The organism is Pseudonocardia oceani, assembly GCF_019263585.2.
In the GTDB taxonomy this organism is placed as follows: Bacteria; Actinomycetota; Actinomycetes; order Mycobacteriales; family Pseudonocardiaceae; genus Pseudonocardia; species Pseudonocardia oceani.
The window spans coordinates 4,586,841-4,607,224 of the sequence record NZ_JADQDF010000001.1 but is presented as its reverse complement, the minus strand read 5'-3'; the positions used below and the strand labels follow the sequence as shown (position 1 = coordinate 4,607,224).

The window sequence follows — 20,384 nt, the reverse complement described above, 5'->3', positions numbered from 1 at the left end:
TGGGTGGGCGGGATCCACGTCTTCGGCAGCACCACCCTGGTCCGCGCGCTGCTCGACGACGGCCCGGTCGACGAGCTGCACCTGTTCGTCTACCCGGTGGCGCTCGGTGAGGGCCCGACGCTGTTCGGGCCGGGCATCCCCAAGCGGGCCCTGACCCTGAAGTCCGCGCAGAGCTTCGCCGACGGCGTGGTGCACCTGGCGTACGCACCGGCCCCGGCCACCCCCGCCGCCTGAGCGCTACCGCTCGCCGAACCTGCGGTCCGACGGGGGCGGGAGCGGGGCGGGCGCGGGGCGCAGGCCGTCGGTGAGCAGGGCCAGGTAGCGGCGGCGGTCGGCCCCGGCGGGATCCCGCTCGTGCACCGTGGCCAGCGCCATGACGACGACGGCGGCCAGGTCGCGGCCGAGCAGCTCGGGCCGCACCCGCCCGGCGTCGATGGCGCGGCGCAGCGGCCGCTCCATCGCCGTCACCCACGCCCCGACCAGGTCGACGTCGACTGCCCGCACGTCGCGGGCCAGGCGCAGCACCGTGCGGTGCGCGGCGAACGCGTCGACGACGGCCCCGAGCATCCCGACCAGGTCGTTCCACGGGTCGTCGGTGACGACCTCGGCGGCCGGCGCGACCTCGGTGGCGAGGACGTGCTCGACGACCGCGCGCACGAGCTCGTCGCGGTTGCGGAAGCGGCGGTAGAGCGTGGCGGGGGCGACCCCGGCGCGGCGCGCGACCTCGTCGAGCGCCACCCCCGGGCCGTCCTCCTCGAACGCGGCGCCGGCGGCCACCACGATCCGCTCGTGGTTGCGCGCGGCGTCCACCCGCATCGCGCGCCCGGCCGTCATGGGCCGACTCTCCCACCCGCCGGGCGGCGCGTCATTCCCGCCGGGCCGTTCCGGCCGCCTCGTTCCGGCCGCCTCGTTCGGCCGCGTCACTCCACGAGGCGCAGCGCCCCCGACGGGCACAGCGAGACGGCCTGCTCCGCCGCCTGCGCGTCGGCGCCCTCCGGCTCCTCGACCAGCAGCAGGACGATGCCGTCGTCGTCCTGGTCGAACACGGCCTCGGAGCTGGTGACGCACAGGCCTGCGCCGATGCACAGGTCGCGGTCAGCGAGGATCTTCATGCTCGACTCCTACCAGGTGACGTGCAGCGAGTGCAGCCCGTAGACGAAGTGGAACGCCCGGAACGGGACCTCCTCGAAGGGCACGGCCGCCGCGAGGCGCGGGAAGCGGCGCAGCAGCGCCGGGAACGCGATCCGCATCTCCATGCGGGCCAGGGGCGCTCCGAGGCAGTGGTGCACGCCGTGCCCGAAGGCGAGGTGGCCCATGGCGCCGCGGGAGACGTCGAGGACGTCGGGGTCGTCGATGAAGCCCGGGTCGCGGTTGGCGGTGGGCAGCGCGCAGAGGACGAGCTCCCCGGCCGCGATCGTCTGCCCGGCGATCTCCACCTCGGTCGTCGCGGTGCGGGCGACGCCGGTGTGCACGATCGAGAGCCAGCGCATCAGCTCCTCGACGGCGGCGTCGACGGACTCCGGCTCGTCGCGGACCCTGGCGAGCTGGTCGGGGTGGCGCAGCAGCGCGAGCGTGCCCAGGCCGAGCATGTTCGACGTCGTCTCGTGCCCGGCGACGAGCAGCAGCGACGCGATGCCGACGAGCTCGTCGTCGGTCATCTCGTCGCCGTGCTCGCGCACCAGCATCCCCAGCACGTCCTCCCCCGGATCGGCCTTCGCCCCGGCGACCAGGCGGTCCATGTAGGCGCGGCTCTCGCGCTGCAGCGCGATCCGCTCGTCCATCGGGATGGACAGGTCGAGCTGGCGGCCGGTGCGGTGCTGGAACTCGTCGCGGTCGGCGTAGGGCACGCCGAGCAGCTCGCAGATCACCAGCGACGGGATCGGCAGCGCGAAGGAGGGCACCAGGTCGGCCGGGCTGCCGGCGCGCTCCATCGCGTCGAGGTGCTCGTCGACGATCTCGACGATCCGCGGCTCGAGGCGGCGCATCCGGCGGACGGTGAACTCCGGGGTCAGGAACCGCCGCAGCCGGGTGTGGTCGGGCGGGTCGGCCGCGAGCATCTGCCCGGCCATCGCGCGGCGCTTCTCCTCCTCCGAGCGGGTGTCGCCGGGCATCCGCATCGCGAGGCCGCCCGCGTTGCTGAACCGGCTCGCGTCGGCGAGGACCTCCCGCACGTCCTCGTGCCGGGCCACCAGCCACGCGGGCGCCCCGAACATCGACTGCACCCGCCGGATCCCCGCACCCTCGCGGACCTCGGCGAGCTCGGGCACGGGATCGAAGCGGTCGCGCTGCATGTGCAGCGGTGGGACCGGTGGTGCCTGGGTCATGGTGCGTCCTCTCCCCGACGGTGATCGACCCGCCCGACGCTACCAGCTAAGTGAGAGTGAACTCTCAGTTCGGATCTTCGGCGCGAACCGCCCGCTCGCGGACGATCGGCGCGACCTCCGTGCCCAGGAGCTCGATGCCGTGCAGCAGGTTCTCGTGGGCCAGGCGGACGTTGGTCATCTGCAGCGCGATCCGGTCGACGCCGCCGAGCGCGTCGGAGACGGCCAGCATCTTCGCGGCCACCGTCTCGGCGTCCCCGATGAAGTAGGCGCCGGTGGGGCCGGTCGTGGCCTCGTACGCGGCCCGGGTCGGGGCCGAGCCGCCGCGCTCGCGCGCGATCCTGGTGAAGATCTCCGACCAGCCCGGGTAGAAGTCGTCCTTCGCCTGCTGCGTGGTGTCACCGACGAACCCGAAGCAGTGCAGCCCGACCCGCAGCTGCGCGGGGTCGTGCCCGGCCCGGCGTCCCGCCTCGCGGTAGGCGTCGACCAGCGGGCGGAAGCGGTGCGGCTCCCCGCCGATGATCGCCACCATCAGCGGCAGCCCGAGGATCCCGGCCCGGATGAACGACTCGGGCGTGCCGCCGACGCCCACCCACACCGGCAGCGGGTCCTGCAGCGGCCGTGGGTAGACGCCCTGCCCGCTCAGCGGCGGGCGGTGCTTCCCCGACCACGTGACGGTGTGGGACTCCCGAATGCGCAGCAGCAGGTCGAGCTTCTCGGCGAACAGCTCGTCGTAGTCGTGCAGGGACAACCCGAACAGCGGGAACGCCTCGGTGAACGACCCGCGCCCGACCACGAGGTCCATCCGGCCGCGGGAGACGAGGTCGAGCGTGGCGAACTCCTGGAAGACGCGCACCGGGTCGTCGGCGCTGAGCACCGTGACCGCGCTGTTGAGCCGGATCCGGCTCGTGCGCGCCGCGGCGGCGGCCAGCAGCACCGAGGGCGCCGAGTCGTAGTACTCGCTGCGGTGGTGCTCGCCGATGCCGAAGGAGTCGAGCCCGACCTCGTCGGCCCGCTGGACCTCCTCCAGCAGGTGCGCGACCCGGTCCTCGGGGCTCACGGTGAGGCCCGTGCCCGGGTCGGTGACCGCGGAGACGAAGCTGTCGATCCCGATGTGCATGGCCTCCATCCTCGCGGTCCGCGTACCGGGTCCGGCGGTGAGGTGCGTCGCCGGGCCTCAGCCCGCGTCGCCGAGCTGCCTGCGCCGCTGCTGCTCACGGGTGCTGTACGCGGCCTGACGGACCGTCTCGTCCTTCTCCAGACCCGACCCGACCGCGCCCGCGACCAGCCCCAGCACCGAAGCCATCAGCGCGATCCGCAGGTACACCGCGGGATCGATCGGACGGCCGAGCACCGACGCCAGGTGTTCCGGCGGCAGGAGCAGACCGGTCGCGAGGATGTTCGCCGCGACGAGGATGGCGTAGAACAGCAGCACCCCGCAGACGACGGTGAGCCCGGTGCCGAGGTTGAGCAGCGGCCGCAGCCGCAACCCGGCCGACCGACGCTCCCACAGGTCGTGCCCGGCGATCAGCCAGACGACGAACACCGCGAGCGCCGCCGTCGTCGCGACCGCGAGCCGCCACGGCTCCATCGCCACCGCCAGGGACCACACCGACGAGTACAGGATGCCGAACACGCTGCCGGTGGCCGCGCCGGCCAGCGCCGTGGACAGGCCCAGCGTCAGCTGCCAGGGCTGGTTGGCCCGCACCATCCCCGCCAGCAGCCGCGCCCGGCCGTGGCCCGGATGCAGCACCAGCTCGAGATCGATGTCGTTCGAGCCCGGTGTGGCGCGCCGGGCGAGGCGTGCGAGACGGACCGGGGATGGCCCGGGCGGGCCGACTCCCGTGACCCCGACCTCCGCGACCAGCGCCACGACGAGGTCCGCCAGCCGACGGCGCAACCGGAGTCCGCCGAGGGCCGGCAGTGAGACGAGCGCGACCCGGTCGGCGTGGCCGAGCTGGGCCACGACCGGCCCGGCATCGGCGAGCAGCGCGATGTCGGTCAGGCAGACGGCCACGTCCCAGCGGGTCCCCTGCACCCTGCGCCGGGCCTTGTCGATCACCCGGTCGGCGTCCGGCGCCACCTCGAACGGTTCGAGCACCACATCGACGGCCCAGTCGACGTCGTCGTCGATCTCGTCCGTGAGGCGCGCGGGCAGGGTCTGCGCGATGCGCTGGGCAGCCACGGCCGGCAGACCCGGGTCCGCGAGCAGGCCGACGACCACGTTGCGCCGCGGGTGCGGCGTATCTCCAGGTCCGGTCACCGACGAGGCCTACCCCTGCCATGCGCCGGCGAACCGGCCGACGAACCCGAGAACCGGGCACGCGATGTTCGGCCGCCGTCGTCCGCGGGAACGTCCACGGCACGCCCGCGGACCAGTGCGCGGGCGAGCTGGAGGGGGTGTGGCCGTCGTGGCAGGCGCAGACCCGCCCCGCACCCCCGACGGCCGCTGGATCGTCGTCGACGGCCGGCGCTGGCGGGCCGAGGACCCCACCCTCCCCGACGACGTGCGCACCGCGCTCCTGCACCACCTCGGCGTGGCCCGCTGGGCCGTACGGACGTCGAGGAAGGCCGACGACGCCGACGGCCTCGCGCGGGCCCGCTCCCGCGTCGGCGCCGCCAAGCGCGGGCTCGGCGAGCGCGGCGACCCGTGGTGGGATCAGGACGACGCGGCGCGCCGCGTGCGCTGGACGGCAGCGCTGGCCGAGCTGGAGGACGGGTGAGCGGTCAGGCGTCGGGGCCGACGGCGTAGCCGCCGCCGAGGTAGGCGCGCTGGATGCGCTCGTCGTCGAGCAGGTCGGCGGGGACGCCCTCGAGCAGGACCTCCCCGCGGTCCATGACCAGGGCCCGGTCGGCCACGCGGAACGCGGCCCGCACGTTCTGCTCGACCAGCACGATCGCCAGCCCCTCCTCGGCGCGCAGCCGGCCCAGCGTCGCGAAGATCTCCCGCACGACCCGGGGGGCCAGCCCCAGGCTGGGCTCGTCGAGGACGAGCACGGACGGGCTCGCCATCAGCCCGCGGCCGATGGCCAGCATCTGCTGCTCTCCGCCCGACAACGTGCCGGCGGCCTGGCCGAGCCGGTCGGCCAGGCGCGGGAAGTACTCGAGCACCTGCTCGCGGCGGGCGCGGCGGCCGGCCCGGTCGCGGCGCCGGGTCCACCCGCCGAGGGCGAGGTTGTCCTCGACCGCGAGGGTCGGGAAGACCAGCCGGTTCTCCGGGACGTGCGCCAGCCCGGCCGCGGCGATCGCCTCCGGACCGCGCCCCGTCACATCCTTCCCCGCCAGCCGGACCCTGCCCCCGGTGAGGGGCAGCAGTCCGGACAGGGCACGCAGCAGGGTCGACTTGCCCGCGCCGTTCGCGCCGACCACCGCGACGATCTCGCCGGGCCGCGCGGCCAGCGACACCCCGTGCAGCACCGCGATGCGGCCGTAGCCGGCCTCGACCGCGTCCGCCTCGATCCCCCCGCCGCTGTCCGTCGCGGCCGACGCCCCGGCCGCGCCGCCCACCCCCGTCATCCGTCGCTCCCCGCCGCCAGCGCCCGCCGCGCCCGCTCCGCCTCGGGGTCGTCGTCGTCGACACCGAGGTAGGCGGCCACCACGGCCGGGTCCTCGCGGACCTCCTGCGGCGTGCCCAGGGCGATCAGCACACCGTCGTCGAGCACCGCGACCCGGTCGGCCAGTGCCAGCACCGCCTCCACGTCGTGCTCCACCAGCACGATCCCCATCCCGCCGGCGCGCAGCCGCCGCAGGAGCAGCGCCAGCTCCCGGCGCTCGGCGCCCGACAGCCCGGCCAGCGGCTCGTCGAGCAGCAGCAGGTCCGGCTCGACGGCCAGCGCCCTGGCCACCTCCATCAGCCGCTGGCGCCCGAAGGGCAGGTCCGCGGCGGGCCGGTCGGCGTCGGCGGTCAGCCCGACGAGGTCGATCACGGCGCGGGACGCCTCGACGACCTCCCGCTCCTCCCGGCGCGCGGCGACGCCGAGCATGCCGCGCAGCAGCCCGGCCCGGCTGCGCAGGTGCCGGCCGACCATCACGTTGCCGAGCACGGTGGCCGAGCCGAAGACCTGCAGGTTCTGGAACGTCCGCGTCGCCCGCGCCCGCGCGAACACGTGCGGCTTGCAGCCGTCGATCCGCTCGCCCCGCAGCTCGACGGTGCCGGCGCTGGGCTCGGTGACGCCGCTGACCATGTTGAAGCAGGTGGTCTTGCCGGCCCCGTTGGGCCCGATCAGCGCGACGATCTCCCCGGCCGCGACGTCGAGGTCCACCCCGTCCACCGCGACCACGCCGCCGTAGCGCTTGGTCAGCCCGCGGACCGAGAGCAGGACGGTCCCGGGCTCCGGGCGCCCCTCGCGGGCCAGCAGCGGGCCGTCGTCCCCGTCCGGGCCGGCCGGTACGGCGGTGGCGCCGCCCGCGGGGGCCGGACGGGCGCCGGTCAGCATCCGGAAGAGCTGGTGCAGGCCGCCCGGCAGGAAGATCATGACCAGCGTCAGTACCAGCCCGAAGCCGATCAGCTGGACCTCGCCGGTCGCTCCCGGCACCAGCAGCGGCACGGCCTCGCGCAGCCCCTCGTCGAGGAACTCCACGGCGAAGCCGCCCACCACGGCGCCCCAGACGGTGCCGAGCCCGCCGAGCACGGCCATCAGCAGGAACTCCACCGACAGCGAGAAGTTCGCCGCGTTCGGGTTGACCACGGCCAGCCAGTGGGCGAAGAACACCCCGGCGACGCCCGCGTAGGCGGCCGACAGCACGAACACCTGCAGCCGCAGGCGGAACGTGTCGACGCCCAGCGTCTCCGCCGCCACCTCGGAGTCGTTGACCGCGCCCAGCGCCCGCCCGACCCGGCTGTCGACGACGTTGCGCGCGGCCACGACGGCCACGACCACCACCGGGGCGAGCAGCCACAGGTACTCGGCCGGGGTGTCGTAGCGGCGGCCGCCGAACTCCGGCTTGGGGATGCCGAAGATCCCCGACGTGGCGCCGAGGAAGGGGGTCTCGATGGCCACCACGGTCAGGATGATCCCGAGGCCGAGGGTGGCCAGGGCCAGGTAGTGCCCGCGCAGCCGCAGCAGCGGCAGGCCGACCAGCAGCGCCGCGAGCACGGCCAGCCCGACCGCGATGGCCGCCGCGAGCAGGCCGGGTACGTCGGTGCGGGTCACCAGGATCGCCTGCGTGTAGGCGCCGACGGCGAAGAACGACGCGTGCCCCAGGCTGACCTGCCCGGCCAGCCCCATCAGCAGCGACAGCCCGATCGCCGCGATGGCGTAGATCGTCGCGTAGACGGCGGTGCCGGTGACCCAGACCGGCAGCAGCAGGGGCAGCCCGAGCAGGGCCACCAGCAGCACGACGACGCCCACGGCGTCCGAGCGGCGCTTCATCCCTAGACCCTCGCCTGCGCGTGCCGGCCGAACACGCCGCCGGGCCGGGCCACCAGGACCACGATGAGCAGGACGAACGCCACCGCGTCGCGGTAGCCGGAGTCGACGTAGCCCGCGACCAGCGACTCCAGCACGCCGAGCACCAGCCCGCCGAGCACCGCGCCGCGGATGGACACGAGCCCGCCCAGGGTCGCGGCGACGAAGCCCTTGAGCCCGAGCAGCAGCCCGGAGTCCCACTGGGTGAGCTGGATCGGGCTGGCCAGCACCCCGGCGACGGCCCCGAGCAGCCCGGCCACCGCGAACGCGACGGTGGCCGCCGCGACGGGCGAGATCCCGACGAGCCGGGCCGCGACGGGCTGCTCCGCGCAGGCCCGCAGCGCCTTGCCCAGCATCGTGCGGTCGTAGAACACCGTCACCGCGACCGCCACGACGGCGGTGACGCCGAGGATCCACAGCTCCTGGGCGCGCACCGACACCCCGCCGATGACGAGGTCCGGCCCCGGCAGTGGGGGCAGCCCGCGCCCCTGCGGCCCGTAGAGCAGCAGCATCAGGGCCTTGAGCGCGGTGGAGACGCCGAGAGTCAGGATGATCGACACGAGCGTCGTCATGCGCCGGACGGGCGCGATCGCCAGCCGCTGCATGAGCACCGCCACCAGGGCGACGACCAGCAGCGCCACCACCAGCGCCAGCGGCAGCGGCAGGCCGGCGCCGACGCCCGACAGCGCGACGAGTCCCCCAATCGCGGCGAACTCGCCCTGCGCCAGGTTGATCACCCCGCTGACGGAGAACACCGCCACGAAGCCCATCGCCACCAGCGCGTAGACCGCTCCCTGGGACAGCCCGGCGATCGTGAACTGGAGCAGGTCTCCCATCAGCGGGTCACGGGGTGGCGAGCTGGAACTGCTGGTCGCGCACGGTCACCAGCACGAGGTCGTCGGCCTGCAGCCCGCTGTGGTCCTCGGCGGTCATGGTGAACGTGCCGGAGACCCCGACGAAGTCGGTGACGCCCTCGAGGTGCTCGCGCAGTGCCTCCGGGTCGGTGCCCGCGGCCCGCAGTGCGTCCACGGCCAGCTGCCAGCCGTCGTAGGCGTGTCCGGCGAACGTCGACGGCGCGGCGCCGTAGGCGCCGCGGTAGTCGGCGACGAAGTCGGTGATGACCTGCTTCTGCGGGTCGTCGGCGGGCAGCTGGTCGGCGACGACCAGGCGGCCCAGCGGCGCGACGAGGCCGTCCGCGCTCTCCGCGGCGGTGTCGAGGAAGACCTGGTTGCCGATGCCGTGGCTCTGGTAGACGGGCTTGCCGACGCCGAGCTGCGCGTAGGCCTTCTGCGCCAGGCCCGCGGCCGGCGGGATGCCCCAGATGACGACGGCGTCGGCGTTCGCGTTGCGGATGTTGACCATCTGCGCGGTGAAGTCGGTGGCGTCGGGCGCGAAGCTCTCGACGGCCACGACGCTGACCCCGGACGGCGCGCCGATCTCGTCGAACAGCTGCTGCACGCCCTCGCCGAACCCGGACGCGTCGCGGGCCAGCGCGAGGGTCGTGTAGCCCTTGGCCGCGGCGTCCCGGACGATGTTCTCGATGACCACCGAGTCGTTCTGGGCGGTCTTGAACACCCATTCCGACCCGTTGACGATCGCGGCGTTCGCCGCCAGCGAGATCATCGGGAGCGGGGTCGACTCCGCGATCGGCCGCATGGCCAGGCTCGGGCCGGTCCGGCTGGCGCCGAGCAGGATGTCGACCTGGTCCTCGGTGATCAGCTTCGAGGCGGCGCGGGCGGCGCCGTCCTCGGTGGAGGCGTTGTCCTCGATGATCAGCTCGACCTGCCGGCCGTCGATGCCGCCCTCGGCGTTGAGCTGGTCGGCGAGCAGCGTCAGGGTGTCGCGCTCGGGCACGCCCAGGCTGGCCCCGGCTCCGGTGATGTCCAGGACCGCACCGATCCGGAACGGCCCGTCCTCACTCCCGCCGCCCTGCGCTCCCGGGGCGGGTTGCTCCTCGGCGCACCCCGCCGCGAGGAGCGCACCTGCGGCCAGGACGACCGCGAGCTTCTTGACCGGACCGAACACGGCAGCCTCCCGACGCTGGAAAGATCGCGCGGAGCCTGACACCGCAGACCGGTGGGCGCAAGGGGACCGCGACGCGTCCGTGATGCGGCGCCGGTGCGGGGCTCAGCCGCCGTCGCGGGTCCGCAGGTCGACTGCGTCGTGCGCCACCGCCTCGACACCGGCGGCGTGCCGCTCGGGATCGAGCCCGAAGTGGTCGGCGAGCTCCGTCCGCAGGAAGGTCTCGACCTCCCGGGGGCCCGCGCCGTGCGCCACCAGGTCGAGTACCGGCGCGATCAGGCAGTCGTACTCGTCGGCCGGCTCGCCGTCCTCGATGATGCCGATCGGGTCCCAGGCGTTGAGGATCCCGCGCAGTGCGGTGACCCGATGGTCGACGCTGTCGGGTCCCGGATCGCGGTGCTCCACGCACCGAGGATACGGCCGCTGAACTGGGGGTTGTTGCTCCTCCGACTGGATTCGAACCAGTAACCGCCCGATTAACAGTCGGGTGCTCTGCCGTTGAGCTACGGAGGACCGTATCGCCGGGGCACCGCCCCGATCGGCTTGGAAAGCGTAGCGCACCGCCCCCGGCGGCCCGGGCGGGGGTGGGGGTGGGCACCAGGCTCCCGCGGCCCTCGATGTGCGTTCTTGTGTGATCGTGTGGATACTCGTCGCATCGCGACGAAGGGACGAGCGTGCTTCCGTTCGACGGGATCTCCCTGGGGTGCGACTACAACCCCGAGCAGTGGCCGCGGTCGGTGTGGCGCGAGGACGTCGCCCTGATGCAGGAGGCCGGGGTCGGCTTCGTGACCCTCGGTGTCTTCTCCTGGGGCCTGCTCGAACCGCGTCCGGGCGAGTTCCACTTCGGGTGGTTCGACGAGGTCGTGGGCCTGCTCCACGAGGGCGGTATCGCGATCGACATGGCGACGGCCACCGCGGCGCCCCCGCCGTGGCTGACCGCCCGGCACCCGGAGGTCCTGCCCGTCGACAGGGAGGGGCGCACGCTCTGGCCGGGCAGCCGGCAGTCGTTCGTCCCGTCCTCGCCGGTGTTCCGCGAGTACGCGCTGCGCCTGGTCGAGCAGATGGCGCGGCGCTACGGGAGCCACCCCGCCGTGCGGATGTGGCACGTCAGCAACGAGCTGGGCTGCCACATCGGCAAGGACTGGTCCGACGTCAGCGCGGCGGCGTTCCGCGTCTGGCTCGCCGACCGCTACGGCGACGTCGAAGCGCTGAACGAGGCGTGGGGCACCGCCTTCTGGAGCCAGCACTACACGAGCTTCGACGAGGTCCTGCCGCCGCGGATCACCCCCGCGGTGCCCAACCCGACCCAGGAGCTCGACTTCGCCCGCTTCTCCTCCGACGCGTGGCTGGGCCACTACCGCGCCGAGTGCGACGTGCTGCGCCGCCACTCCCCCGACGTGCCCGTCACCACGAACTTCATGGTGGCCGACCACCAGTACGAGCAGGACTACTTCGGCTGGGGCCCGGAGATGGACGTCGTCAGCCAGGACCACTACCTCGACCACCGGCTCGCGCACCCGCACGCCGAGCAGGCCTTCGCCGCCGATCTCACGCGCGGCACGGCGGGCGGACGGCCGTGGCTGCTGATGGAGTCGGCGACGTCGGCGGTCAACTGGCAGCCGGTCAACATCACGAAGCAGCCGGGCGAGCTGCTCGTCGACTCGCTGCGCCAGGTCGCCCGCGGCGCCGACGGCATCGGGTTCTTCCAGTGGCGCGCGTCGAAGGCGGGCGGGGAGAAGTTCCACTCCGCGCTCGTGCCGCACGCCGGGCGCGACTCGGCGCGGTTCCGCGAGGTCGTCGGGCTCGGGGCGGCGCTGGCCGCGATCGGCGAGGTCGCCGGAGAGCCGGTGCGGGCCGACGTCGCCCTCCTCTACGACTGGGAGTCGCGCTGGGCCTGTGACCTGGACTCGCACCCCAGCAGCGAGCTGCGCGCGATCGACGCCGCACACCGCTGGCACCGCGCCCTCACGGAGCTGGGCGCCACGGCCGACGTCGTGCACCCGGGGTCGGACCTGTCGGCGTACAAGATCGTCGTGGTGCCGACGCTGTACCTGTGCTCCGACCGCGTCGCGCCGACGCTGGAGGCGTTCGCCGCGGCCGGGGGCACGGTGCTCGTCACCTACTTCTCCGGCATCGTCGACGGGCACGACCACGTGCGCCTCGGCGGCTACCCGGGCGCGTTCCGCGACCTGCTCGGCGTGCGCGCGGAGGAGTTCACGCCGCTGCCGGCGGGTGCGACCGTCACGCTCGACGACGGCGGCAGCGCCGACCTGTGGACCGAGGTGCTGGGCGTGACCGACGCCGAGGTCGTCGCCCGCTACGCCGACGGCCCGCTGCCCGGCACCCCGGCGGTCACGCGCCGGACCGTGGGCGCGGGCTCGGCCTGGTACGTCGCCACGCGCCTGGACCACGCGGCCACCACCGCGCTCGCCGACCGCCTCACCCGCGACGCCGGCGTCGCCCGGCTCGACGAGCCGCAGGAGGGTGTGGAGGTGGTCCGGCGCGGGCACTACCTGTTCGTGCTCAACCGCGGCGACCGGCCGGTCACCGTGCCGGCGACGGGCACCGAACTGCTGGGCGGCGCGGCCGTCACCGGTACCGTGACCGTCGCGCCGGCGTCCGCGGCCGTGGTCCGGGAAGGTCGCTGAATGCTCGCCCGACAACGCCAGGAACTGATCCTCGACGAGGTCCGCAGCACCGGTGGGGTGCGCGTGTCCGACCTGGTGGAGCGCCTCGGCGTCTCCGACATGACGGTGCGCCGCGACATCGAGGTGCTCACCGCGCGGGGCCTGGTCACGCGCGTCCACGGCGGCGCGACGGCCGCCGGGTCGAGCGTCGAGGAGCCGGGGTTCGCGGCGAAGTCGGGCCTGCACACCGACGCCAAGCAGGCGATCGCGCGGGCCGCGGTCGCGCTGATCGAGCCGGGGGCGTCGGTCGCGCTGTCGGCGGGCACGACCACGCACGCCGTCGCCGCCGAGCTCGTCGCGATCCCGCGGCTCACGGTCGTCACCAACTCGCTGCGGGTCGCCGAGGTGCTGCACGAGTCCGCGCGTAGCGACCTGTGCGTCGTGCTCACCGGCGGGGAGCGGACGCCGTCGGACGCGCTCGTCGGGCCGGTCGCAGTGAACGCGCTGCGCGGGCTGCACGTCGACTGGCTGCTGATGGGGGTGCACGGGATGGACGTCGGGGCCGGCTTCACCACGCCGAACCTGGCCGAGGCCGAGACCAACCGGGCGCTGGTCGCCAGCGCCCGGCGGGTGGCCGTGGTGGCCGACAACTCGAAGTGGGGGGTGGTGGGGTTGAGCACGATCGCGGCCTTGGACGAGGTGGACGTGCTGGTCAGCGACGACGGCCTGGAGCCGGCCGCGCGCCGCACGCTGGACGAGACGTGCGGACGGCTGGTGCTGGCGTCGTGAAGGACACCGTCCACCGGACCGACGCGCCCATGGCCGACGGCCGCACCCTGCGCTACTACGACGAGAGCCCCGGGCGCGTGCCGCCGCCCGACACCCGCGACCTGCCCGTCGTCGAGCACGGGTCGGTGATGCGCTTCGACGTGCTCACCGGCGAGTGGGTCACGATCGCCGCGCACCGCATGAACCGCACGTTCATGCCGCCCGCCGACCTGTGCCCGCTGTGCCCGACGAAGCCGGGCCACGAGGCGTCGGAGATCCCGTCGGACCACTACGACGTCGTCGTGTTCGACAACCGCTTCCCCTCCTTCGGCGAGGGCAGCGCGCCGGTGCCGCCCGAGGTCGACGGCGACCCGCTCTGGCCCCAGCGCCCGGCCACCGGCACCGCCGAGGTCGTCTGCTTCACCTCCGACCACACCGCCGCGTTCTCCGCGCTGCCGGTCGAGCGGGTCCGCACGGTGATCGAGGCGTGGGCCGACCGCACCGCGGAGCTGTCGGCGCGCCGGGGCGTCGAGCAGGTGTTCGCGTTCGAGAACCGCGGCGTCGAGATCGGGGTGTCGCTGCAGCACCCGCACGGGCAGGTGTTCGGCTACCCCTACGTCACGCCCCGCACCGCGCAGCTGCTCCACCGCGCGGGCTCGCACCGCCAGCGCACCGGTCGCGACCTGTTCGACGACGTGCTGGGCAGCGAGCGCAGGGCCGGCACGCGCGTCGTCGTCGACGGGGAGCACTGGACGGCGTTCGTGCCCGCCGCGGCGCGCTGGCCGGTGGAGGCGCACCTGGTGCCGCACCGCCCGGTGCCCGACCTGGCCGCCCTCGACGAGGACGAGCGCGCCGAGCTGGCCGTGGTCTACCGCGACCTGCTCGGGCGCGTCGAGCGCTACTTCGGGCCGGGGAGCGAGGACCCGCCCTACATCGCGGCCTGGCACCAGGCGCCGGTGCACACCGGGCGCGACCTCACCCGCCTGCACCTGCAGCTGTTCTCGCTGCGCCGGGCGCCGGGCAAGCTGAAGTACCTGGCCGGGTCGGAGTCGGGGATGGCGGCGTGGCTCAACGACGCCTCGCCGGAGCGGATCGCGGAGCGGCTGAGGGAGGCGGGCCCGTGACCCGTGAGCGGCGATCGTCGCCAGGGCCACGGTTGCCGCTCACGAGCACCGGAGGTGCCGCGTGAGCCGCTGGTCCGCGCCCGGCCGGGTCAACCTCATCGGCGAGCACGTCGACTACGCCCAGGGCCTGTGCCTGCCGTTCGCGCTGGCCGAGCGCACCGTCGTCGAGGCGTCGGTGCGCACCGACGGGCGGCTGACCGCGCGCAGTGATGCCGAGCGGGGCGGCGTCGACGTCGCGCTCGACGACGTCGGTCCCGGCTCCCCCGCGGGCTGGGCCGGGTACGCCGCCGGCGTGCTCTGGGCCCTGCGCGACGCCGGGCACCCCGTCGGCGGGATGGACCTGACCGTCACCGCGACCGTCCCGCTCGGCGCCGGGCTCTCGTCGTCGGCGGCGCTGGAGTGCGCGGTGGCCGTGGCCGCCGACGAGCTGTTCGGGCTGGGCCTGCCCCGCGACGAGCTCGCGCGGGCCTGCGTGCGCGCCGAGAACGAGGTCGTCGGCGCGGCCACCGGCGGCATGGACCAGGCCGCGGCGCTGCTGTGCACCGCCGGCCACGCACTGCTGCTCGACACCCGCGACGGGTCGACGCGGCAGGTCCCCTTCGCCCCCGCCGACGACGGGCTCGCCGTCCTCGTCATCGACACCCGGATCCGCCACCACCTCGCCGACGGGCAGTACGGGGCGCGGCGCACGGCCGTCGAGAAGGCCGCGGCCGCGCTCGGCATGTCGAGCCTGCGCGACGCGACCGCCGACGACCTGGACGCCCTCGACGCCGACCTCCTCCCCCGCGCGCGGCACGTCGTGAGCGAGATCGCGCGGGTCGGCGAGGTCGTCGCCCTGCTCGACGACGGGCGGCTGCGCGACATCGGCCCCCTGCTCGACGCCTCGCACGCCTCCCTGTCGCGCGACTACGAGGTGTCGTGCGCGGAGCTCGACCTCGCCGTCGAGGTCGCCCGGTCCGCCGGGGCGCTGGGCGCGCGGATGACCGGCGGCGGGTTCGGCGGCTCGGCGATCGCGCTGGTGCCGGTCGACCGGGCCGACGCCGTCACCGACGCGGTGCGGACGGCGTTCGCCCGCGCCCGGCTCGACGCGCCCGACGTGCGGACGGCCGAGCCGAGCGCGGGGGCGGGCCGGGACGGCTAGTTGACAACCTCGCCCGCGTGCTCCACCGACGTCCGGATCTGGAACGACGGGCGCAGCATCATCGTCAGCTCCGTGCGCTCCAGGGCGTCGGCGAGGCGGTGGGCGTCGGCGGTGCTCAGCGAGAACGGCAGCAGCACCCGCCGGTAGAACAGGGTGGGCGGGCCGGCGTCGAGGGTGACGACCACCTCGACGTCACCGATGTCGCCGTCGCGGGCCAGGTGGGTGCGCGCCGACATCGCGCTGCACGCCGCCAGCGCGCCCGTCATCAGCTCGAGCGGGGTGGGCCCGGCCTCCTCGTGGTCGACGACGACGGAGTGGCCGCCGAGGTCGAGCACGACCGGCCCGGACGGGGTGATGCGCGCGTCGGCCGCGGCCATCGGCATCTGCATGGTCATGGCTGCTGCTCCTGGGTCGTCCGGGCCGGGGTCATGCGGGCGCCTCCGTGATCGGCAGGCGGACCTGGAACCGGGTGTCCCCGGGCTGCGAGACCACGGCGATGTCGCCGTGGTGGCGCGAGACCACCACGCGGTAGCTGACGTCGAGCCCCAGGCCGGTGCCCTTGCCGACGCCCTTGGTCGTGAAGAACGGCTCGAAGATCCGCTGCCGCACCTCGGGCGGGATGCCCGGGCCGGAGTCGCCGATCTCGACGAGCACGCGGTCCTCGTCGCGCGCAGTGCGGACCGTCAGCGTGCCGGCGCCGCCCATCGCGTCGACCGCGTTGTCGATGATGTTGGTCCACACCTGGTTGAGCTCGGCGGCGTAGGCCGGGATCGGCGGCAGCGACCGGTCGTACTCGCGGACGATCCGCACACCGCCCTCGCCCGTGCCGTCGGCGGTGGCGAGCTTGCGCCCGAACATCACGAGCGTGGCGTCGAGGCCCTCGTGGACGTCGACGAACCGGAACGGCGCGCGGTCCATCTGCGAGTACTGCTTGGCCGCCAGCACGAGGTCGGAGATCCGGCTGGTGGCGTCGGTGATCTCACGCAGCAGGCTCTCGGTCTCCACCGTGTAGGCGAGCCAGCGGATCGCGCCCTCCAGCACCGCCGGGTCGCTCGCGGTGCGCACGGCGTCGAGGTCGGAGACCTCCAGCCCGCCCGCGACGAACACCGGGGCGAGGTCCCAGCCGCCGCTGATGCCGGCGTCGTCGAGCCAGTCGCCGAGCTCGTCCTCGCGGTCGGAGGTCTCGATCGGCGACAGCGCCGGGGCGTGGCGGACCTTCTTGACGAACTCGTCCTGCGCCATCACCAGCTTGTGCAGCTGCGGGCCGGCAATCCGCCCGTCGGCGATCATGGCCAGCTTGTTGCGCATGCCGGTGACCTTGTCGCGCAGCGCGTCGGCCGCGCGCCCCGCGGCCGCGGCCGGGTTGTTGAGCTCGTGGGTGAGCCCCGCCGACAGCTTGCCCAGCGCGAGCAGGCGCTCGCGCTCGGCGGTGATCTGCCCGCCCTTGCGCAGCCCGAGGATCATCCCCTCCAGCAGGTGCACCGCCATCGGGAACCAGCGGCTGAACTCCGCGGCGAACTCCCGCGCCGGCAGCGCGAGCACGCAGCAGTCGGTGACCGCCCGGACCGACGCCGGGTAGGTCCGGGCGCTCTCGTCGTCGAGGTAGAACTGGACGGCGCCGAAGTAGACCCCGCGGTGGTCGGTGCGCGTGGTCTCCACGGGGTCGCCGGCGATCATGCGGCTCATCGCGACGGTGCCGGCGTAGAGGACGTAGAAGCAGTCCGCCGGATCGCCCTCGACGACGATGTCGTTCCCCGCGCCCACGTCGACCTCGTCGGCGTGCTCGGACACCCACGCGAGCTGCTCGTCGGTGAGAGCCTCGAACAGGAACAGCGTCCGCAGGTCGGCCCGGGTGGTCACTGCTCCGCCAGGTACCGGTGCACCAGCGTCACCGCCATCGCACCCTCGCCGACCGCCGACGCCACCCGCTTGACCGACTCCGACCGCACGTCGCCCGCCACGAACACCCCGGGCACGCTCGACTCCAGGTGGTAGGGGTCGCGGTCGAGCGTCCAGCCGGGCGGCGGGCCGCCGCCGTGGGTGAGGTCGGGACCGGTGGGGACGAAGCCCCGGGCATCGCGGACGACGACGCCGTCGAGCCAGTCGGTGCGCGGCGCGGCCCCGATGAACACGAACATCGCGCCCGCGTCGACCGTCTCCTTCTCCCCCGACGTCCGGTCCGACAGCACCAGGCGCTCCAGGTGCCCGTCGCCGCAGGCCTCCGCGACCTCGGTGCCGGTGCGCACCGCCACGTTCTCGATCGCGTCGAGCTGCTTGATCAGGTAGTGCGACATCGACGCCTCCAGGTCCGGGCCGCGCACCAGAACGGTGACCGTCCGCGCGTGCCTGGAGAAGAACACCGCGGCCTGCCCGGCGGAGTTGGCGCCGCCGACGATGTAGACGTCCTGCCCCGCGCACGCCGGGGCCTCGGTGGCGGCCGAGCCGTAGTAGACGCCGCGGCCGGCGAGCTCGGCGACGCCCGGGGCGTCGAGGCTGCGGTAGGCGACGCCGGTGGCCAGCACGACGGCGTGCGCCGCGATCTCCGACCCGTCGCCGAACGTCACGACGCGGGCCGAGCCGCGCACCTCCAGCGCCACGACGTCGCGCGCCGTCAGCACCTCGGCCCCGAACTTGGCGGCCTGGCGCCGCGCGCGGTCGGTGAGCTGCGCGCCGGAGACGCCGTCGGGGAAGCCGAGGTAGTTCTCGATGCGGGAGCTCTGCCCCGCCTGGCCGCCGGTGGCCTGGCGCTCGACCAGCACCGTCCGCAGCCCCTCCGACGCCCCGTACACCGCCGAGCCGAGCCCGGCCGGGCCGCCGCCGATGACGATGAGGTCGTAGAAGTCGGTGGCCGGGTCGACGGTGAGCCCGCACGCCGACGCGATCTGGGCGTCGGTGGGGGCGCGCAGCGCGGTGCCGTCGACGGTGATGATCACGGGCAGGTCGTCGGCGCCCGCGCCCGCGGCGTCGAGCAGGCGGGCGCCCTCGGCGTCGTCGCTGCTGTACCAGCGGTAGGGCACGGCGTTGCGGGCCAGGAAGTCGCGCGCGGCGAACGACTCGGCCGACCAGCGGTGGCCCACCACCCGGATCTCGTCGACGGGCCGCTGGCCGACCGCGCGCCAGGTCTCGATCAGCGCGTCGACGACGGGGTAGAGCTTCTCCTCCGGCGGGTCCCAGGGCTTGAGCAGGTAGTGGTCGACGTCGACGACGTTGATGGCCTGGATCGCGGCGTCGGTGTCGGCGTAGGCGGTGAGCAGGGCGCGGCGGGCGTGCGGCGCGATGTCCATGGCCTGCTCAAGGAACTCGATGCCGTTCATGCCCGGCATCCGGTAGTCGGCGAGGATCGCCGCGACGGGCTCCCCGCGCAGCACCAGCTCGCGCAGGGCCTCGAGCGCGTCGGCGCCCGACTCGGCCCGGACGATGCGGTGGTCCTGTCCGTAGCGGCGGCGCAGGTCGCGCGCCACCGAGCGGCTGACGCCGGGGTCGTCGTCGACCGTCAGGAGGACGGGCTTGCTCACGGCGGGTTGGGACACGCGGACTCCCTGACGACGTTCGACGGACGCGGCGGTGCGCGCGACGCTGCACGCCGGGATCGAACCTACCCCGATCCGGGGCCGGGGCGGTCGGACGTCCGGCGCAGCCGCCGCGCCGCCGCCGGGGAGGGTCAGGCGGTCCGCGCGACGGCGAAGACCCGGCGGAACGGGAACCAGGTCGTGCCGTCGGGGCGGGGCGGGTAGGCGCCGCGCAGCCGGGGCGCCAACTCCTCGCGGAAGCGGTCGTACTCCGCGCCCGGCAGGGCGTCGCGGACGGGGCGCAGGGCGGTGCTGCTGATCCAGCGCAGCACCGGGTCGGCGCCGGAGAGGCGGTGCAGGTAGGTCGTCTCCCAGACGTCGACCTCCGCGCCGGTGCCCACGAGCAGGTCGGCGTACGCGGCCGGCTCGGGCAGTGCGTCCTCGTCGCGCACGTCCACCAGCCCCCGCCAGCGCGGCTGGTCGAGGACCTCCCGGACGAGGTGGTGCGAGGGCGCCGAGAAGTTGCCGGGCACCTGCATCGCGAACCACGCCCCCGACGGCAGCGCCCCGAGCCAGCGCGGCAGCAGCGCCAGGTGCCCGGGCACCCACTGCAGCACCGCATTGGTGACGACGACGTCGGTGTCGGGTGCGGGCGTCCAGTCGGCGGCGTCGGCGAGCTCGGCGTCGACGCCGTTCCCGCGGGCGGCCGCGACCATCTCCGGTGACGAGTCGAGCGCGGTGACCGCGGCGCCCGGCCAGCGCGCCGAGAGCAGCGCGGTGAGGTGGCCCGGGCCGCAGCCGAGGTCGACGACCCTGCGCGGCTCGACCGCACCGATGCGCGCGAGCAGGTCGTGGAACGGGCGGGAGCGGTGGTCGTCGAAGGTGCGGTAGAGCGCCGGGTCCCAGGACGTCACGACGGACCCAGGCCGAGCGCGGCCGCGGCGTCGGAGGCGACCTGGCGGACGGCGGCGGGGTCGGTGCCGGGGTCGGGCCGCACCTGCAGGACCACGCCGTCGCGCCCGGGGACCTTGCGCTGCACGAACCACGCGCCGCCGCCGGGCAGCTCGCGGTGGTGGCGGCTGCGGATCGAGGCGGTGACGCGCTCCTGCACGACCTCGGGCACGCGCCCGGGCTCGGTGAGGCGGATCCGGCGCACGGGCCGGTCGGTGAGGATCACCGCTCCCCCGGCGGCCTCCTCGTCGGCCTCGACGAGCGCGATCACGCCTGCGTCCCAGATGGCCTTGCTGACGCGGTGCCAGCCGACGCGGTGCGCGCCGTCCCCGTCCGGCGTCCAGATGCCCCAGGAGGTGACGACGCAGCTCGCGCCGTCGGGCATCGGCGCGACGGCGAGGACCCGCTCGTCGGGCTCCAGCTCGCCGGTGAAGCCGGCGGGCAGCTCGTCGCGGCCCAGCACCCTGCGGATCGCCTTCAGCGGGTTGAGCCGGATCGGGCGGCTCATCGCCG

General features: G+C 74.7%; 21 protein-coding genes and 1 tRNA gene. 6 read left to right on the top strand and 16 right to left on the bottom strand.

All coding sequences use genetic code 11. The features are described from left to right. Positions 1-3: 3 nt before the first annotated feature. Positions 4-234, top strand: coding sequence for a dihydrofolate reductase family protein (locus I4I82_RS23110; RefSeq protein ID WP_218596008.1), 231 nt, complete (start codon positions 4-6; stop codon positions 232-234). A gap of 3 nt (positions 235-237) precedes the next feature. Here I4I82_RS23110 and I4I82_RS23105 read toward each other — a convergent pair whose 3' ends face one another. From I4I82_RS23105 to I4I82_RS23085, 5 genes are all read right to left on the bottom strand, one after another. Next, the gene (locus I4I82_RS23105; protein WP_218596007.1) at positions 238-834 is read right to left on the bottom strand and encodes a TetR/AcrR family transcriptional regulator; all 597 of its coding nucleotides are present in this window, start codon (positions 832-834) and stop codon (positions 238-240) included. A gap of 86 nt (positions 835-920) precedes the next feature. Further along, positions 921-1,112, bottom strand: coding sequence for a ferredoxin (locus I4I82_RS23100; protein WP_218594043.1), 192 nt, complete (start codon positions 1,110-1,112; stop codon positions 921-923). A gap of 9 nt (positions 1,113-1,121) precedes the next feature. Next, the gene (locus I4I82_RS23095) at positions 1,122-2,324 is read right to left on the bottom strand and encodes a cytochrome P450 (protein WP_218594042.1); all 1,203 of its coding nucleotides are present in this window, start codon (positions 2,322-2,324) and stop codon (positions 1,122-1,124) included. A 64-nt stretch (positions 2,325-2,388) separates the two neighbouring features. Next, entirely contained in the window at positions 2,389-3,441 is a 1,053-nt protein-coding gene (locus I4I82_RS23090; protein WP_218594041.1) for an LLM class flavin-dependent oxidoreductase, read from the bottom strand. A gap of 57 nt (positions 3,442-3,498) precedes the next feature. Then, entirely contained in the window at positions 3,499-4,584 is a 1,086-nt protein-coding gene (locus I4I82_RS23085; RefSeq protein ID WP_218594040.1) for a hypothetical protein, read from the bottom strand. 148 nt (positions 4,585-4,732) lie between these two features. Between I4I82_RS23085 and I4I82_RS23080 the strand changes: the two genes are divergently transcribed. Further along, on the top strand, positions 4,733-5,044 hold the full coding sequence (locus I4I82_RS23080) for a hypothetical protein (RefSeq protein ID WP_218594039.1): 312 nt from the start codon (positions 4,733-4,735) through the stop codon (positions 5,042-5,044). A gap of 4 nt (positions 5,045-5,048) precedes the next feature. Here I4I82_RS23080 and I4I82_RS23075 read toward each other — a convergent pair whose 3' ends face one another. The 6 genes from I4I82_RS23075 to I4I82_RS23050 all read right to left on the bottom strand — a co-directional run bounded on the left by I4I82_RS23075 (position 5,049) and on the right by I4I82_RS23050 (position 10,264). Then, a complete protein-coding gene (locus I4I82_RS23075; RefSeq protein ID WP_218596006.1) occupies positions 5,049-5,837 on the bottom strand; it encodes an ABC transporter ATP-binding protein in 789 nt (262 codons plus the stop codon). Further along, positions 5,834-7,693 (bottom strand): branched-chain amino acid ABC transporter ATP-binding protein/permease, encoded by a 1,860-nt coding sequence (locus I4I82_RS23070; RefSeq protein WP_218596005.1) that lies wholly within the window; start codon positions 7,691-7,693, stop codon positions 5,834-5,836. Before I4I82_RS23070 ends, I4I82_RS23075 begins: the two co-directional genes overlap by 4 nt. Before the next feature lie 2 nt (positions 7,694-7,695). Continuing rightward, positions 7,696-8,565 (bottom strand): branched-chain amino acid ABC transporter permease, encoded by an 870-nt coding sequence (locus I4I82_RS23065; protein ID WP_218594295.1) that lies wholly within the window; start codon positions 8,563-8,565, stop codon positions 7,696-7,698. A 7-nt stretch (positions 8,566-8,572) separates the two neighbouring features. Next, entirely contained in the window at positions 8,573-9,754 is a 1,182-nt protein-coding gene (locus I4I82_RS23060; protein WP_218594294.1) for an ABC transporter substrate-binding protein, read from the bottom strand. A 102-nt stretch (positions 9,755-9,856) separates the two neighbouring features. Further along, the gene (locus tag I4I82_RS23055) at positions 9,857-10,156 is read right to left on the bottom strand and encodes a hypothetical protein (protein ID WP_218594293.1); all 300 of its coding nucleotides are present in this window, start codon (positions 10,154-10,156) and stop codon (positions 9,857-9,859) included. 36 nt (positions 10,157-10,192) lie between these two features. Next, positions 10,193-10,264 (bottom strand) — tRNA-Asn (locus I4I82_RS23050). Positions 10,265-10,425: 161 nt separating this feature from the next. On the opposite strand from I4I82_RS23050, the gene I4I82_RS23045 reads away from it, so the two are divergent. The 4 genes from I4I82_RS23045 to galK all read left to right on the top strand — a co-directional run bounded on the left by I4I82_RS23045 (position 10,426) and on the right by galK (position 15,411). Then, a complete protein-coding gene (locus I4I82_RS23045; protein WP_226370208.1) occupies positions 10,426-12,399 on the top strand; it encodes a beta-galactosidase in 1,974 nt (657 codons plus the stop codon). Next, on the top strand, positions 12,400-13,167 hold the full coding sequence (locus I4I82_RS23040; RefSeq protein ID WP_218592792.1) for a DeoR/GlpR family DNA-binding transcription regulator: 768 nt from the start codon (positions 12,400-12,402) through the stop codon (positions 13,165-13,167). A 29-nt stretch (positions 13,168-13,196) separates the two neighbouring features. Beyond that, entirely contained in the window at positions 13,197-14,270 is a 1,074-nt protein-coding gene (galT, locus tag I4I82_RS23035; protein ID WP_218592796.1) for a galactose-1-phosphate uridylyltransferase, read from the top strand. A gap of 61 nt (positions 14,271-14,331) precedes the next feature. Continuing rightward, positions 14,332-15,411 (top strand): galactokinase, encoded by a 1,080-nt coding sequence (gene galK / locus I4I82_RS23030; RefSeq protein ID WP_226370207.1) that lies wholly within the window; start codon positions 14,332-14,334, stop codon positions 15,409-15,411. On the opposite strand, the gene I4I82_RS23025 is transcribed toward galK, so the two are convergent. The 5 genes from I4I82_RS23025 to I4I82_RS23005 all read right to left on the bottom strand — a co-directional run bounded on the left by I4I82_RS23025 (position 15,408) and on the right by I4I82_RS23005 (position 20,379). Next, positions 15,408-15,806 (bottom strand): OsmC family protein, encoded by a 399-nt coding sequence (locus I4I82_RS23025; protein WP_218592791.1) that lies wholly within the window; start codon positions 15,804-15,806, stop codon positions 15,408-15,410. The genes galK and I4I82_RS23025 overlap by 4 nt on opposite strands. A gap of 31 nt (positions 15,807-15,837) precedes the next feature. Then, entirely contained in the window at positions 15,838-17,271 is a 1,434-nt protein-coding gene (locus I4I82_RS23020; protein ID WP_218592790.1) for an ATP-binding protein, read from the bottom strand. Then, on the bottom strand, positions 17,268-18,926 hold the full coding sequence (locus I4I82_RS23015) for an NAD(P)/FAD-dependent oxidoreductase (protein WP_218592794.1): 1,659 nt from the start codon (positions 18,924-18,926) through the stop codon (positions 17,268-17,270). The genes I4I82_RS23020 and I4I82_RS23015 overlap by 4 nt, the downstream gene beginning before the upstream one ends. Positions 18,927-19,072: 146 nt before the next feature. Next, a complete protein-coding gene (locus I4I82_RS23010) occupies positions 19,073-19,834 on the bottom strand; it encodes a trans-aconitate 2-methyltransferase (protein WP_218592789.1) in 762 nt (253 codons plus the stop codon). Continuing rightward, positions 19,831-20,379, bottom strand: coding sequence for a hypothetical protein (locus tag I4I82_RS23005; protein ID WP_218592788.1), 549 nt, complete (start codon positions 20,377-20,379; stop codon positions 19,831-19,833). The genes I4I82_RS23010 and I4I82_RS23005 overlap by 4 nt, the downstream gene beginning before the upstream one ends. Positions 20,380-20,384 lie beyond the last annotated feature (5 nt).

Excerpts from the sequence above, each read along its gene's own strand:
- I4I82_RS23105 (WP_218596007.1), bottom strand. The coding sequence starts at position 834 with ATGACGGCCGGGCGCGCGATGCGGGTGGACGCCGCGCGCAACCACGAG.
- I4I82_RS23100 (WP_218594043.1), bottom strand. The coding sequence starts at position 1,112 with ATGAAGATCCTCGCTGACCGCGACCTGTGCATCGGCGCAGGCCTGTGC.
- I4I82_RS23095 (WP_218594042.1), bottom strand. The coding sequence starts at position 2,324 with ATGACCCAGGCACCACCGGTCCCACCGCTGCACATGCAGCGCGACCGC.
- I4I82_RS23090 (WP_218594041.1), bottom strand. The coding sequence starts at position 3,441 with ATGCACATCGGGATCGACAGCTTCGTCTCCGCGGTCACCGACCCGGGC.
- I4I82_RS23075 (WP_218596006.1), bottom strand. The coding sequence starts at position 5,837 with ATGACGGGGGTGGGCGGCGCGGCCGGGGCGTCGGCCGCGACGGACAGC.
- I4I82_RS23070 (WP_218596005.1), bottom strand. The coding sequence starts at position 7,693 with ATGAAGCGCCGCTCGGACGCCGTGGGCGTCGTCGTGCTGCTGGTGGCC.
- I4I82_RS23065 (WP_218594295.1), bottom strand. The coding sequence starts at position 8,565 with ATGGGAGACCTGCTCCAGTTCACGATCGCCGGGCTGTCCCAGGGAGCG.
- I4I82_RS23040 (WP_218592792.1), top strand. The coding sequence starts at position 12,400 with ATGCTCGCCCGACAACGCCAGGAACTGATCCTCGACGAGGTCCGCAGC.
- galT (WP_218592796.1), top strand. The coding sequence starts at position 13,197 with ATGGCCGACGGCCGCACCCTGCGCTACTACGACGAGAGCCCCGGGCGC.
- I4I82_RS23025 (WP_218592791.1), bottom strand. The coding sequence starts at position 15,806 with ATGACCATGCAGATGCCGATGGCCGCGGCCGACGCGCGCATCACCCCG.
- I4I82_RS23005 (WP_218592788.1), bottom strand. The coding sequence starts at position 20,379 with ATGAGCCGCCCGATCCGGCTCAACCCGCTGAAGGCGATCCGCAGGGTG.